At 46.7% G+C, this 14,041-nt stretch carries 19 protein-coding genes; 1 reads left to right on the forward strand and 18 read right to left on the reverse strand.

The window, feature by feature from the left end; all coding sequences use genetic code 11:
- Positions 1–3: 3 nt before the first annotated feature.
- From ICN26_RS03850 to hisB, 6 genes are all read right to left on the reverse strand, one after another.
- The gene (locus ICN26_RS03850) at positions 4–405 is read right to left on the reverse strand and encodes a phosphoribosyl-ATP diphosphatase (RefSeq protein WP_216267053.1); all 402 of its coding nucleotides are present in this window, start codon (positions 403–405) and stop codon (positions 4–6) included.
- A 44-nt stretch (positions 406–449) separates the two neighbouring features.
- On the reverse strand, positions 450–860 hold the full coding sequence (gene hisI, locus ICN26_RS03855; RefSeq protein ID WP_216267054.1) for a phosphoribosyl-AMP cyclohydrolase: 411 nt from the start codon (positions 858–860) through the stop codon (positions 450–452).
- A 35-nt stretch (positions 861–895) separates the two neighbouring features.
- A complete protein-coding gene (gene hisF / locus ICN26_RS03860; RefSeq protein ID WP_216267056.1) occupies positions 896–1,654 on the reverse strand; it encodes an imidazole glycerol phosphate synthase subunit HisF in 759 nt (252 codons plus the stop codon).
- 11 nt (positions 1,655–1,665) lie between these two features.
- On the reverse strand, positions 1,666–2,427 hold the full coding sequence (gene hisA / locus ICN26_RS03865) for a 1-(5-phosphoribosyl)-5-[(5-phosphoribosylamino)methylideneamino]imidazole-4-carboxamide isomerase (protein ID WP_216267058.1): 762 nt from the start codon (positions 2,425–2,427) through the stop codon (positions 1,666–1,668).
- A gap of 20 nt (positions 2,428–2,447) precedes the next feature.
- Positions 2,448–3,110, reverse strand: coding sequence for an imidazole glycerol phosphate synthase subunit HisH (gene hisH, locus ICN26_RS03870; protein ID WP_216267060.1), 663 nt, complete (start codon positions 3,108–3,110; stop codon positions 2,448–2,450).
- A 61-nt stretch (positions 3,111–3,171) separates the two neighbouring features.
- Positions 3,172–3,759, reverse strand: coding sequence for an imidazoleglycerol-phosphate dehydratase HisB (gene hisB, locus ICN26_RS03875; protein ID WP_173959420.1), 588 nt, complete (start codon positions 3,757–3,759; stop codon positions 3,172–3,174).
- Positions 3,760–3,885: 126 nt separating this feature from the next.
- On the opposite strand from hisB, the gene hisC reads away from it, so the two are divergent.
- Complete coding sequence (hisC, locus tag ICN26_RS03880) at positions 3,886–4,959, forward strand: histidinol-phosphate transaminase (protein WP_216267062.1); 1,074 nt, start codon at positions 3,886–3,888, stop codon at positions 4,957–4,959.
- A gap of 2 nt (positions 4,960–4,961) precedes the next feature.
- Here hisC and hisD read toward each other — a convergent pair whose 3' ends face one another.
- The 12 genes from hisD to ICN26_RS03940 all read right to left on the reverse strand — a co-directional run bounded on the left by hisD (position 4,962) and on the right by ICN26_RS03940 (position 14,031).
- Positions 4,962–6,284, reverse strand: a complete 1,323-nt coding sequence (hisD, locus tag ICN26_RS03885) for a histidinol dehydrogenase (protein ID WP_216267064.1) — start codon at positions 6,282–6,284, stop codon at positions 4,962–4,964.
- 11 nt (positions 6,285–6,295) lie between these two features.
- Positions 6,296–6,922 carry an ATP phosphoribosyltransferase gene (gene hisG / locus ICN26_RS03890; RefSeq protein WP_216267066.1) on the reverse strand — a complete coding sequence of 209 codons (627 nt, stop codon included), beginning with the start codon at positions 6,920–6,922 and terminating at the stop codon, positions 6,296–6,298.
- A gap of 20 nt (positions 6,923–6,942) precedes the next feature.
- On the reverse strand, positions 6,943–8,217 hold the full coding sequence (murA, locus tag ICN26_RS03895) for a UDP-N-acetylglucosamine 1-carboxyvinyltransferase (protein WP_216267068.1): 1,275 nt from the start codon (positions 8,215–8,217) through the stop codon (positions 6,943–6,945).
- A gap of 33 nt (positions 8,218–8,250) precedes the next feature.
- On the reverse strand, positions 8,251–8,499 hold the full coding sequence (locus ICN26_RS03900) for a BolA family protein (protein ID WP_216267070.1): 249 nt from the start codon (positions 8,497–8,499) through the stop codon (positions 8,251–8,253).
- A 66-nt stretch (positions 8,500–8,565) separates the two neighbouring features.
- A complete protein-coding gene (locus ICN26_RS03905; protein WP_216267072.1) occupies positions 8,566–9,354 on the reverse strand; it encodes an ABC transporter permease in 789 nt (262 codons plus the stop codon).
- Positions 9,351–10,103, reverse strand: a complete 753-nt coding sequence (locus ICN26_RS03910; RefSeq protein WP_216267073.1) for an ABC transporter ATP-binding protein — start codon at positions 10,101–10,103, stop codon at positions 9,351–9,353. Before ICN26_RS03910 ends, ICN26_RS03905 begins: the two co-directional genes overlap by 4 nt.
- A 1-nt stretch (position 10,104) precedes the next feature.
- Positions 10,105–10,341, reverse strand: coding sequence for an STAS domain-containing protein (locus ICN26_RS03915; RefSeq protein WP_369411781.1), 237 nt, complete (start codon positions 10,339–10,341; stop codon positions 10,105–10,107).
- Between the two features lie 58 nt (positions 10,342–10,399).
- Entirely contained in the window at positions 10,400–11,047 is a 648-nt protein-coding gene (locus ICN26_RS03920; protein WP_216267649.1) for an MlaC/ttg2D family ABC transporter substrate-binding protein, read from the reverse strand.
- Positions 11,048–11,120: 73 nt separating this feature from the next.
- Positions 11,121–11,867: an MlaA family lipoprotein gene (locus ICN26_RS03925; protein WP_216267078.1), complete on the reverse strand. Its 747-nt coding sequence runs from the start codon at positions 11,865–11,867 to the stop codon at positions 11,121–11,123.
- A complete protein-coding gene (mlaD, locus tag ICN26_RS03930; RefSeq protein WP_216267082.1) occupies positions 11,867–12,349 on the reverse strand; it encodes an outer membrane lipid asymmetry maintenance protein MlaD in 483 nt (160 codons plus the stop codon). The genes ICN26_RS03925 and mlaD overlap by 1 nt, the downstream gene beginning before the upstream one ends.
- A 21-nt stretch (positions 12,350–12,370) precedes the next feature.
- Positions 12,371–13,162 (reverse strand): lipid asymmetry maintenance ABC transporter permease subunit MlaE, encoded by a 792-nt coding sequence (gene mlaE, locus ICN26_RS03935; RefSeq protein ID WP_216267084.1) that lies wholly within the window; start codon positions 13,160–13,162, stop codon positions 12,371–12,373.
- Between the two features lie 2 nt (positions 13,163–13,164).
- Positions 13,165–14,031 carry an ABC transporter ATP-binding protein gene (locus ICN26_RS03940; RefSeq protein ID WP_216860366.1) on the reverse strand — a complete coding sequence of 289 codons (867 nt, stop codon included), beginning with the start codon at positions 14,029–14,031 and terminating at the stop codon, positions 13,165–13,167.
- Positions 14,032–14,041: the final 10 nt, after the last annotated feature.

A 14,041-nucleotide genomic window follows, 5' to 3' on the forward strand; every position in this document is an offset into this window, starting at 1 on the left:
CAATTACTCCTTATTAGCCGCTTTTCTGGCGGCTTTTTCTTCAATACCTGAAGTGCCCAAACGACGATTGAGCTCAGCTACAACATCCTCTGGACGCAAGCCAAACTGGGAGAGTGCAATTAAGCAGTGGAACCAAAGGTCAGCCATCTCGCCTACCAAGAGCTTTTGCTGTACAGGGGCTAGATTGGAGTTACGTGCATCCTTAGCTGCCATCACCGCTTCTGTAGCCTCTTCACCAATTTTTTTCAAAATCCCATCATCACCCTTGGAAAAGAGCAAAGCGGTATAGGAAGTCTTAGGATCTGCCTCGCCAGCCTTGAACGCATCGCGTCGCTGATCCACCACATCGGCCAAATGAGCCAAAGCGGAATCTAAATTAGAAGGGTTTTGTGCTGGACTAGTCATAAAGTGATTTTATGTCTTTTATTGCCGGAGAGACGCTAGGAGTCTTATTTGTGACCCGTAGACTCATCCACCCAGGCAGATTTACCAGAATCCCATCGCAAAAAGAAGCAACTGTGTTCTCCAGTATGGCAAGCAATCCCGTCTTTTTGCTCAACCATGAGCAAAATGGTGTCACCATCACAATCGAGGCGGATTTCTTTTGCCTTTTGGGTGTGACCAGATTCTTCACCCTTGTGCCATAGCTTTTGCCTTGAGCGGGTCCAATACACTGCCTCGCCCAAGCGCAGTGTTGCCAATAGCGCATCTCGATTCATCCAGGCCATCATCAAGATATCCTTAGTACCAACTTCCTGGACAATGACCGGAACTAGACCTTGCTCATTCCAAGTAACGCTATCAAGCCATGCTCCAGCCACTAAAGACTCAATTGGAGTGAAGGTATTTTTTATGGTCATCTTCGTCTGATTTTTTCGGTTGATCTGTCTGTATATTAAATGCGGACGGGAATCCCTTGGCTTGCCATATATTCTTTCGCTTGGCCAACAGTGTATTCACCGTAATGGAAAATACTGGCTGCAAGAACAGCATCGGCATGGCCTTTAGTAATGCCATCGACTAAGTGCTGTAAATTTCCTACACCACCAGAAGCAATTACCGGAACACTTACAGAATCACTCACTGCTGCAGTTAACTCCAGATCAAAGCCATCTTTACTGCCGTCACGGTTCATGCTGGTGAGCAGAATTTCTCCAGCACCACGCTTGGCAACTTCAGAAGCCCAGGTGACTACATCCATACCAGTAGCAGTTCTACCGCCATGGGTAAAGACTTCCCAATTACCCGCTTTCGTTTTTTTAGCATCAATGGCAACCACGATGCACTGTGAACCGTAATATGCCGCCGCATCAGAAACTAAATCTGGATTCGCTACAGCAGAAGAGTTCATGCTGACCTTATCAGCTCCCGCATTGAGTAAGCGTCGTACATCTGTAACTGCACGAACACCACCGCCAACGGTCAAAGGAATAAATACTTGGGAGGCAACATCTTCAATGATGTGCAGTATGAGATCACGGCCATCAGAGGTAGCAGTAATGTCTAAGAAGGTAAGCTCATCAGCGCCTTGAGCGTTGTAACGTTTAGCAATCTCCACCGGATCACCTGCATCGCGCAGACCCACGAAGTTCACACCTTTCACAACGCGCCCTGCCGTGACATCAAGACAGGGAATAATTCTTTTAGTTAGCACTGGTCGGCACTTTAGATAATTTTCTTAGCAAACTTGAGCGTTAACTCATCAGCATATTTTTGCGCTGCAGTTAAATCTAAATCACCAGCATAAATTGAGCGCCCAGCAATCACGCCCATCACGCCTTCAACTTCAGCTTCACACAAGGCTTCAATATCTTGGTTATTTGATAAGCCACCGCTAGCAATGACCGGAATCCGGATAGCTTGGGCCAATTTAATCGTGGCATCCATATTGATGCCCTTCATCATGCCATCACGACCAATGTCGGTATAGATGATCGCTTCAACGCCGTAATCTTCAAATTTCTTCGCAAGGTCAATCACTTCATGACCTGTGATCTTGCTCCAACCATCGGTTGCCACTTTGCCATCACGTGCATCAAGTCCCACCATGATGTGGCCAGGGAATGCGGTACAAGCATCTTGCACAAAGCCAGGACTCTTGACCGCTGCAGTACCAATAATCACTGTACTAATACCGTCATCCAATAAACGTTCAATCGTTTCAAGATCGCGGATGCCGCCACCCAGTTGAACCGGAATCTCATCACCCACTGCTTTCAGAATAGATTTAATGGCAGATTCATTTTTGAGTTTTCCAGCAAACGCACCATTCAAATCCACCAGATGTAAACGACGCGCTCCCTTACTAATCCAATGCGCAGCCATTGCGCCTGGATCTTCAGAAAACACAGTGGCTTTATCCATGTCACCTTGTTCAAGTCGAACACAGTGGCCATCTTTTAAGTCAATCGCGGGAATGAGCAGCATAGCGGTAGATTAGAGAAGTATTAAGGTTGCCAAGAAACAAAATTTTTGTAGAGCTTTAATCCGTATTCTGCACTTTTTTCTGGATGAAATTGTGTTGCAAAAATATTATCCCTTGCAACAGCAGAAGTAAACCAATCGCCATATTCGGTTGAGCCGGCAGTATCTTCCTTACGCTGCGGCACAACATAGTAACTATGCACAAAATAAAAACTGGTCAAATCTGGAATGCCAGTCCAAAGCGGATGCTGGCGATCCTGACGAACCTGATTCCAGCCCATATGGGGAACCTTATAGGTGGAACCATCTGCTTGTACTTTTCCAGTTAACTCAAATCGCCGCACTTCGCCCGGAATCAATCCCAAGCAAGGAGTCCAGGCTGAGTCGGTATTTGCCCGTACTTCAGCACTTTGATCAAACAGCATCTGCTCACCCACGCAAACGCCTAATAAAGGCTTGTTCTTTGCGACTTCAAGCAATGCCTCCAATAAACCTGACTCTTCTAGGTGCTTCATGCAATCAGGCATAGCACCCTGTCCTGGAAGCACTACCCTCTCAGCGGTGAGGATTTCTTCGGGGGTGTGCGCAATCAGAACATTGGCATCTGGTGCCACATGATGAAAGGCCTGGTAGACGGAACGTAGGTTGCCCATTCCGTAGTCAACGATCGCAATGGTTTGCGCCACTTGTTAGCCTATGATCTGTGGTTTTTTGACAGTCTTCTACTCAATGCTAGAAATTTCTAGATTAGAGGCTGCCCTTAGTGGAAGGAACAACACCGGATGCGCGTGGATCCAACTCTAAGGCCATGCGCAAGGCACGACCAAAGGCCTTGAAGACAGTTTCAATCTGGTGGTGAGCATTAATGCCACGCAAGTTATCAATGTGCAAAGTGACTCCAGCATGGTTTACAAAACCACGGAAGAACTCAATGCTCAGATCCACGTCAAAGTCGCCCACGCGTGCACGGGTAAATGGCACGTTGAACTCCAGCCCTGGACGACCGGAAAAGTCGATCACTACGCGAGATAGGGTTTCATCCAAAGGAACGTAGGAGTGGCCGTAGCGGGTAATACCGGCCTTATCGCCAACTGCCTTAGCAAAGGCTTGGCCCAAGGTAATGCCCACATCCTCAACGGTATGGTGATCATCGATATGGGTATCGCCATTTGCCACTACTTTGAGGTCAATCATGCCGTGACGGGCAATTTGATCCAACATGTGGTCTAGGAAGGGTACGCCAGAGGCTAGCTCGGCTTTACCTGTGCCATCTAAATTGATAGCAATTTGAATTTTGGTTTCCGAAGTGTTTCGGGTAACGTCGGCTTGCCGCATGCTTCAGTGCGCCGCGAGGCGAAGTGTTGATTGAAGCCTCATAATATCATTCCTAATACAGATATAAATGCTGATTTTGATTGCTAGCGTTTGTTCACTTTTGCTGATTTTTAACTAGAGTCCCTCATGAGCCGCTTTTGGAGCCCCGTTGTTCAGACCCTGACCCCCTACACCCCGGGGGAGCAGCCGCAAATGAAGCGACTGGTAAAGCTCAATACGAATGAGAGCCCTTATGGCCCATCCCCGCTGGCCCTAGCCGCTATAAATCAGCAAAACACAGATGATTTGAGGCTCTATCCGGACCCGGAAGGAGCAGCCCTTAAAAAAGCTATTGCTGATTTGCACGGTCTAGACCCAAAACAGGTGTTTTTAGGAAATGGTTCCGACGAGGTATTGGCCCACGTATTTTTAGGCCTTCTCAAGCAATCCAAACCCGTTCAGTTTCCAGATATCACCTATAGCTTCTACCCAGTCTATTGCAAGTTATTTGGCATTGACTATCAAACAGTGCCCCTAGATTCTAATTTTGAGATCCAAACCCAAGACCTCAAAACCCCCAATGGCGGAATTATTTTTCCCAATCCCAATGCCCCAACTGGTCGAGCTATCCCGCGTTCAGATATCGAAGCCCTGCTCAGGAGAAATACAGACTCCGTAGTGGTGATCGATGAGGCCTATGTGGATTACGGCACTGAGTCTTGCATTCCACTTCTACGCGGAAGTGCTTGCCCAGAAAACCTCTTGGTCGTACACACTTTATCTAAGTCTCGCGCCCTAGCCGGACTTCGCGTTGGGTTTGCAGTGGGACATCCAGCTCTCATTGAAGGTCTTGAGCGGGTGAAGAATAGTTTTAATTCTTACCCACTAGGCCGCTTGGCTCAAGCGGGAGCAATTGCTGCAATACAAGATCAAGCGCATTTGGAATCGACGAGTAAAAAAGTAATTCAAACTCGTGAGCGATTAGTGAATGAGTTGGCCTCACTAGGTTTTGATACTTTGCCATCGACAGCGAACTTTATTTTTACGCGCCATCCGAAACATGCTGGCGCAAAGTTGTATCAGTCATTACGCGATCGTGGAATTATTGTGCGTCACTTCAAGTCGCCACGCATTGAAGAATTTCTGCGCATCACCATCGGTACTGATGAGCAAACGAATGAATTGATTACTGCCTTGAAAGAAATTCTGGCTATCGCCTAAGTTTACTTTTTAAGTCGCATCTCAGCAGCACGTGCATGAGCTGTTAAGCCCTCACCATGCGCGAGAGTACTAGCTACAGCCCCTAGCGTTTGAGCTCCAGCTTCACTAACCTCAATCATGCTCGAGCGCTTAATGAAGTCATAAACACCTAATGGGGATGAGAAACGTGCAGTGCGTGCTGTTGGTAAAACGTGATTCGGGCCTGCGCAATAATCACCTAAAGATTCACTGGTGTAGTTGCCCATAAAGATGGCGCCAGCATGACGGATTAACTCAGCCCACTTGCGCGGCTCAGCAGCACAAATCTCCAAATGCTCAGCAGCAATAGCATTGGCAATCTCAGAGGCCTCATCCATATCTTTTACCTGAATCAATAAAGCGCGATTGGTAAGTGATGTTTCAATCACTTTCTTTCTAGGCATCTCCGGCAATAACTTGTTAATGCTTGCTTGTACCTGCTCAATAAATTTCTCATCTGGACAAAGCAAAATAGATTGCGCCAACTCATCATGCTCAGCTTGAGAAAATAAATCCATTGCAATCCAATCAGGATTGCTAGAGCCATCACAGAGCACTAAAATTTCTGAGGGGCCGGCAATCATATCGATACCAACAGTACCAAAGACCCTGCGCTTAGCAGCTGCTACATAGGCATTGCCAGGGCCAACAATTTTGTCCACTGGCGGAATTGTTTGGGTACCATAAGCTAGGGCGCCAACGGCTTGTGCACCGCCAATCGTAAAGACGCGATCAACTCCGGATAGGTATGCAGCAGCTAAGACCAAAGGATTGCGAGCACCATTAGGAGTAGGCACCACCATGATGACTTCTTTAACTCCAGCAACTTTTGCAGGAATCGCATTCATCAGCACAGAAGATGGGTAAGCTGCCTTTCCGCCTGGAACATAAATACCAACGCGGTCTAAAGCTGTGACTTTTTGACCTAAGCGCGTGCCATCAGCTTCTTCATATTCCCAAGAGTGACAACCCGCTTCAATCTTTTGCTTCTCATGGTAGGCGCGCACTCTTTGCGCAGCAATATCCAAAGAATTTTTTTGCTCAGCCGATAAACCTTCGTAAGCTATTTTTAATTCTGCTTGAGAAATCTCTAACTCAACAACACTGGAAACATTGAGACGATCAAACTGCTTTGTAAAGGAGAGCACTGCAGTATCACCCTCACTTTTGACTTGCGCCAGAATTTTTACTACTGCAGCATCGATCGCTTCGTCATCTGCCATCGGCAAAGAAAGGCTAGAGAGTAGCGTGTCTTTAAACCCGGCATCTTTGCTATTAAGGCGCTTGACTTTGATGTCTGTTGACATATGAATTTTCTTTACTTCAGCAATTCAAAAAATGGTTGGAGCTGAGTACGCTTACGTTTGTAAGAAGCTTGATTAACGACTAGGCGTGCGCTGATATCAGCAATAGGCTCAACTTCAACTAAGCCATTAGCACGCAGGGTATTGCCTGTAGATACTAAATCCACAATCGCATCTGCTAGACCAACTAATGGAGCTAACTCCATCGAGCCATACAAATGAATCGTATCGATATGCACGCCCTTATTGGCAAAGTGCTCACGTGCGCAATTTACATATTTTGTGGCAACCTTCAAACGCGAACCTTGCTTTACTGCAGCAGCGTAATCAAAGCCTTCTCTAACAGCAACCGACATCCGGCATTTAGCGATGTTTAGATCAAATGGAACATATAGGCCATCGGTGCCGTTTTCCATCAAAACATCCAGGCCAGCCACTCCAAAATCGGCACCGCCAAACTGCACGTAAGTCGGCACATCTGATGCGCGCACAATAATGAGGAGTACATCAGGATTGGAAGTCTCAATAATGAGCTTGCGTGACTTTTCTGGATCCTCAAGCGGACGAATACCGATCTTAGATAAGATCTCAGCAGTTTCTTCGAAGATGCGCCCCTTCGAGAGGGCTAGAGTTAACTTCATGGACTAATTATCCATCAGGCTTACTTGATTCGCTGAATGTTAGCCCCCAAAAGGGTCAACTTTTGCTCCATACGATCATATCCACGATCCAAGTGATAAATCCGGTCCACTTGGGTTTCGCCTTGGGCAGCTAAGCCAGCAATTACCAGGCTGGCAGAGGCACGCAAATCAGTGGCCATCACGATAGCTCCAGAAAGCTTTTCCACGCCCTGCGCAATTGCCGTATTACCCTCGATCGCGATATCAGCACCAAGGCGATTCATCTCTTGCACATGCATAAAGCGGTTTTCGAAGATAGTTTCGGTAATCGTGGCGTTGCCCTCGGCAATCGCATTGACCGCCATGAGTTGGGCCTGCATGTCAGTCGGAAAGGCTGGATATTCTGAAGTGCGGAAACTAACAGCCTTAGGGCGACCCTTCATCGAGGCCTTAATCCAGTCAGGGCCGACTTCCATTTCCAAGCCAGCTTCTTTGAGCTTGACGATCACAGCATCTAATGTGTCTGGACGACAGTGCTTCACCAGCACCTCACCACCAGCGGCAGCAACTGCGCACAAGAATGTGCCGGCTTCAATTCGGTCTGCAATCACAGCATGTTCTGCACTGTGGAGCTTTTCAACCCCCTCAATCACCAAGCGATCGCTACCGATACCCGTAATCTTCGCGCCCATTTTGACGAGTAGCTCAGCTAAGTCACCGACTTCTGGCTCACGTGCAGCATTCTCCAAAATGGTTGTACCTGATGCCAAAGTAGCAGCCATCAGTAAATTTTCTGTGCCGGTTACGGTAATCATGTCGGTCAAGATAGAAGCGCCTTGGAGACGACCCGTAGCAGATTTAGTTTCTGCCTGAATATAGCCACTCTTAATCTTGATAGTGGCACCCATGGCTTTTAAGCCCTTGATGTGCTGATCAACTGGACGCGCCCCAATAGCGCAACCACCTGGCAGAGAAACCTTAGCGGTGTGCATTCTGGCAAGTAATGGGCCCAAAACCAAAATAGAAGCACGCATGGTTTTGACCATCTCATAAGTTGCTTCAGAGCTCTTAATATTGGCCGCGTTAAGGACTACGCAATTGCGATCATTCTCATCTGGAAAAGTGACAGTCACACCAATTTCCTGGAGGAGCTTGAGCATAGTCCGCACATCCTGTAAGTCAGGAACATTACGCAAAGTGATAGGCTGATCAGTGAGTAAGCAAGCGCACAAAATTGGTAGCGCTGCATTCTTGGCGCCAGCAATCAGTACTTCACCCTTCAGTGGTGTGCCGCCAACCATCCGTAATTTATCCATGAATCTATTCCAGTAAAAAGCTAATGCCGTATTTTAAGTTGGGGTGTTTTGTGTGAATTCTTCAGGAGTAAATGCTTTAATTGATAAAGCGTGCACCTCCGCCTTCATACGGTCACCCATAGCGCCATATACCAATTGATGACGCTGAATCAAACGCTTGCCTTCAAACTCCAGACTCACAATCGTCGCAAAAAAATGTTGGCCATCACCCTCAACTTTAATATGAGTACACGAGAGGCCTTGCTGAATATAGCCTTCAATTTGTTCTGGGGTTGGCAACATCACAATCTCCTGATTTCTAATTTCTAAATATTCTTAAATACTAATTTTGAAGCAAGTTTTACGCACTTAGTTCCTAAGCTTGTAACCTTTTTGCAATAAACGCAGAGCAATCGCTGACACCGCGACAAAGAAGCAGGCAACAATCGCCAAACTATTCCAAGGGGATATATCTGACACTCCAAAGAAGCCGTAACGGAAACCATCGATCATGTAGAAAAATGGATTGAAGTGTGACACCACCTGCCATGCTGCTGGCAAAGAATGAATGGAGTAAAACACGCCTGACAGCATTGTTGCTGGCATGATGATGAAATTCTGAAAAGCTGCTAATTGATCGTATTTATCTGCCCAGATGCCCGCAATTAAACCCATGCTTCCTAAAATTGCAGCGCCCAGCAAAGCGAATGCCATGATCCACAGGGGATATTCAAAAGATGGCATGGCAAACCAAGCGGTAATCAGCAATACGCCAGCGCCAACAACAATTCCACGAAACACTGCGGCCAAGACATAAGCAGCATAAAACTCTAGGTGACTAAAAGGGGCTAGCAATACAAAGACTAGGTTGCCAGTTACCTTGGACTGAATGAGGGATGAAGAGGTATTGGCAAATGCATTCTGCAACACGCTCATCATGACTAAACCAGGAATCAGAAAGGCCGTGTAATTTAAGCGGCCGTATACCTCTTTGCCTTCGAGCACATGTCCAAAGATCATTAAATATAGAACAGCAGTAAGAACTGGCGCGGCGACCGTCTGGAACGCTACCTTATAAAAACGTTTGATTTCTTTTCGCAAGAGCGTTGGGAAACCACTTCCATAGGAGATCGGGAGTTTATTCAAAATAGGTTTCATCGAGCACCCCCCGACATGATGTTGACAAACACATCTTCAAGGTCTGTTTTACCTTCACCATCTTTTTTAACCGAGCCATACTGACTCAGTAAATTAGCAGTGGTATCTAGAGCCACAACCTTTCCTTGCTTGAGCATGGCAATGCGCTGACACAATGCCTCAGCCTCTTCAAGGTAATGGGTTGTTAAAACGATGGTATGACCATCTTGGTTTAGGCGACTAATAAATTGCCAAAGCGATTGACGCAACTCCACGTCAACTCCAGCTGTAGGCTCATCCAAAATAATGACTGGTGGTCTATGAACTAAGGCCTGCGCTACCAATACTCGGCGCTTCATGCCACCAGATAAGGAACGCATATTGCTATCCGCTTTACCGGTGAGATCCAAATTAGCCATGATCTCATCAATCCAAGCATCGTTGTGACGAATCCCAAAATAACCTGACTGAAATTGCAATGTTTCTCTAACGGTAAAGAATGGGTCAAACACCAACTCCTGCGGCACGACGCCCAGCATTCGGCGAGCATCACGGAATTGACTTTGAACATCCGCGCCCATGATTGCAGCGTGTCCGCCATCTGCAGTAACCAAACCCGCCAATATGGATATGAGTGTTGTCTTGCCGGCACCATTGGGGCCCAGCAGGCCAAAGAACTCACCTGGCTCGATGGATAAAGAAATATCATCTAGCGCTTGAAGTGCGCCATAATTTTTAGATACGTTTTTAATTGATATTGCGGCGTGCATGCTATGACAAACCTAGCAACTGGGCAACACCATATACGCCGGCTAACACGATTAATTTTTCAGGTGCATTTTGCAAGGCAATCTTATGCCCATCAGCTTGTAATTTCTTCTGCCATGCCAATAAGACCGTGAGCACGGTAGAGTCAAAATCCTTGAGATTGCGGCAATCTATTACTCTTAATGTTGCAAGATTTAAGAGGCCATCTTTTTCTAACTGCAAAACATTGTCTTGCGTCACTGAACTGGGTAATAAAAATGGCATCTAATATTTTTCGTTGATTGATCTTGTACGATCTTTAGTTTGTTGGCTTCGCAGCAGCAAGCTGCTTGTTGCGATCCTGCAAGAACTTCACCAAACCCTCAACACCATTCTGGCTAATTTGATTGGCAAACTGATTACGATAAGCCTCAACCAGCCAGACGCCCATGATGTTCATGTCGTAAACCCTCCAGCCATTGGCTGTTTTTTCAAGGCGGTAATCAAGCGGTACCGGATCACCGCGACCAATGACTACAGTTTTTACGACCACTTCCTTATCGTCTGGAGCTGCACGCAAAGGCTTAAATTGAATTGTTTGATCACGCAGTTGGCTTAGAGCACCAGAGTATGTACGAATCAGTAAATTCTTAAATTCAGAAACTAATTGAGCCTGTTGTTCTGGAGTAGCTTTTTTCCAATTTGGACCCATCGCCATTTCAGTAGTGCGACGCATATCGGTATAGGGAACAATTTTCTTTTCCACTAAATCCACAATGCGCGGAATATTCCCCTTTTGAATTTCCGGATCAGACTTTACGGAAGCCATCACATCAGAAACAACGGTCTTAATCAGACCATCTGGCGTGGACTGATCCACTGCTTGGGCGCTCGCGCCACTAACAGCTATAAAAAAGCTTGATATCAATACTGCACAGTATTGTTGAATAGTGGTGTAGCTTTTCATGTGTCCTCGATCAGTGCTAGTCATTGAGGCTCATTTTAGCCCCATCAGGAAATCAAGGCAGGCTTAGGCGCCTTTATTCGTAGGGGTTCTGGTATGGAGGCATTAATACCTCCTCGTCTTCACGGCCCTCATTAATTTGGTATTGCCGCCTCTGAATATAGGCATCCCGTACAAAGCTGTATTTATCGATTGCAGCCCCATCCAATAAGTCACCTGCTTCGTAATAGGTATTACGTGCGTTAACCACACGTAAGCCAGTCAAGCTGTTTCGCAAAGCAACATCTGGCAGCAATCTAAATAGGTAATCAGACTCTAAATCAGCTGCAGTACCAAAGGTATCTCGCACATTGCTTGGCCCAAAGAACGGTAGAACCACATAAGGGCCAGCAGGAATACCCCAAACACCAAAGGTTTGACCCCAATCTTCCTTATGCTTTGGTAGACCCCCTGGAGTTGCCATATCAATTAAGCCACCTAAACCAAAGGTGGTGTTGACTACAACCCTCATCAGATCGCTAAAGGCATAGTCCGGCTTACCCTGCAGAAGATTCTGCAATGCGGTGTAAATATCGCTGTAATTACTAAAGAAATTATAGATACCGTCACGTACAAACTCTGGCAAGACAAAACGATAGCCAGCCACTACTGGCTTGAGTAGATAGGCGTCTAAGCCTTCATTGAACTCAAAAACAGAGCGATTAAATGGCTCCCAAGGATCGTGTGGGGAAGGTTCTACGCCAGCAGGTATGGAGGCACAACCCACCATAGCTCCAACCAAACCCAGTAACACTATGCGCTTGAGCTTTGCTAGTAAGGACATTATTTTGCTGCGCCCTTGTCTTGACCGCTATCGGCAGCCTTGTTATACAAGAACTGGCTAATTAGGTTCTCTAACACTACTGCAGACTGAGTCTGAGTAATCTTATCTCCAGCAGCCAACATATCATCAGAGCCGCCGGCCTCAAGACCAATGTATTGCTCACCCAATAAGCCTGAAGTCAAAATCTTGGCAGACGAATCTTTAGGGAACTTATACGTATCCTCAATGGTCATGGTGACAGTGGCTTGGTATGTTTTGTCATCAAAAGAGATATTCGCAATACGACCCACAACCACACCAGCACTTTTGACTGGTGCGCGCGCCTTTAATCCACCGATATTGTCAAAACGCGCAGAAATTTTGTAAGTTGGCGCAAATGAAACGGCATTCATATTGCCAACCTTCAATGCGAGAAACAAAGCAGCCAACAAACCAATGGCTACAAAAATTCCGACCCAAACATCAATTGCACTTTTTCTCATAAGAGTCCCAGTTTATTCTTTCTAATTCGAGAACATCATCGCGGTGAGCAAGAAATCTAATGCTAAAACCGATAAAGAAGAGATCACCACTGTTCTAGTGGTTGCCTGCGAAACGCCCTCTGGCGTAGGCTTAGCCTCAAAACCCTGATACAGAGCAATAAAAGTCACCGCAACACCAAATACCAGGCTTTTAATTAGGCCATTGCCAATGTCGGAGAAGAGATCCACCCCACCCTGCATCTGCGCCCAGAAGGCGCCAGAGTCAACCCCAATCAGGGGCACGCCGACAAAGTAGCCACCCATCACACCAACCGCCGTAAAGATCGTCGCCAAAATCGGCATAGCAACAATGCCTGCCCACAAGCGCGGTGCAATCACGCGGCTTAATGGGTCCACCGCCATCATTTCCATGGCACTAAGCTGTTCACCGGCTTTCATTAAGCCAATCTCTGCGGTAAGTGATGTACCAGCACGACCAGCAAATAAGAGAGCGGTTATCACAGGGCCCAATTCCCGGGTGAGCGATAAAGCCACCAACAAACCCAAAGCCTGCTCCGAACCATAACGATTCAAAGTGTAATAACCCTGTAAACCCAAAACAAAACCAACAAACAAACCAGATACTGCAATGATCACAAATGAGTGATTGCCGACAAACAGAATCTGATCAGAAACTAAGCGAGGTCTTTTTAATAAAAAACCAGAGCGCCAAATGACCGCTACAAACATACGTGTAGCAAGGCCAAGGCTCGTTAAGTTGCGACGAATAAAGAATCCAAGGTCACCCAAGAGATCGATAATTTTATAAAGCATGCTCACTTGAGACTCACCCCAAAATCTTCCTCAAGGCTTTGCCCTGGATAGTGGAATGGTACTGGGCCATCCGGGGAGGCATCTAAAAATTGACGCACAAAAGGATCTGTTGATCGACTTAACTCTTCTGGCGTTCCCTCAGCACCAATGCGACCATTGGCAATGAAATACACGTAATCAGCAATTTCAAATGTTTCTTCTACATCGTGCGTAACCAAAAGACTGGTTGCACCTAGAGCTTGATTCAAATCCCGAATCAAGCGCGCCGTAATCCCCAATGAAATTGGATCTAAACCAGCGAAGGGCTCGTCATACATGATCAAAGGAGGGTCCAGTGCAATTGCTCTAGCCAAAGCAACACGGCGCGCCATACCACCAGAAATTTGCGCCGGCATTAAATCACGTGCGCCACGCAGGCCAACTGCATTGAGTTTCATGAGCACTAAAGAGCGCAATAGCGCTTCACTTAAATTCGTGTGCTCACGCAAAGGAAAGGCAACGTTTTCAAAAACACTGAGGTCCGTAAAGAGTGCGCCAAACTGAAAGAGCATTCCCATCCGACGACGGGCTGCCATCAATTCAGTGCCGTTCATTTTTCCAATATCTCGGCCTTCGAATAAAACTTGACCAGACTGCGCGGTGAACTGACCGCCAATGAGTCTGAGAATAGTGGTCTTGCCGCAACCAGAGCCACCCATCACCGCAACCACTTGGCCACGACGGAACTCCATATTGAGTCCCGATAGAATTTGCCGCTCGCCAGGGGCATAGGAAAAGTTGACGTCCTTAATTTGAACTACAACTTCGCCCTGGCCACCACTAGAGGTTTTTTGCTTCACTTCCACCGAGTTGGCGTGGCCACTGTTCATATCCTCGATA

The sequence above is a fragment of the Polynucleobacter hallstattensis genome, assembly GCF_018881835.1.
GTDB lineage: Bacteria > Pseudomonadota > Gammaproteobacteria > Burkholderiales > Burkholderiaceae > Polynucleobacter > Polynucleobacter hallstattensis.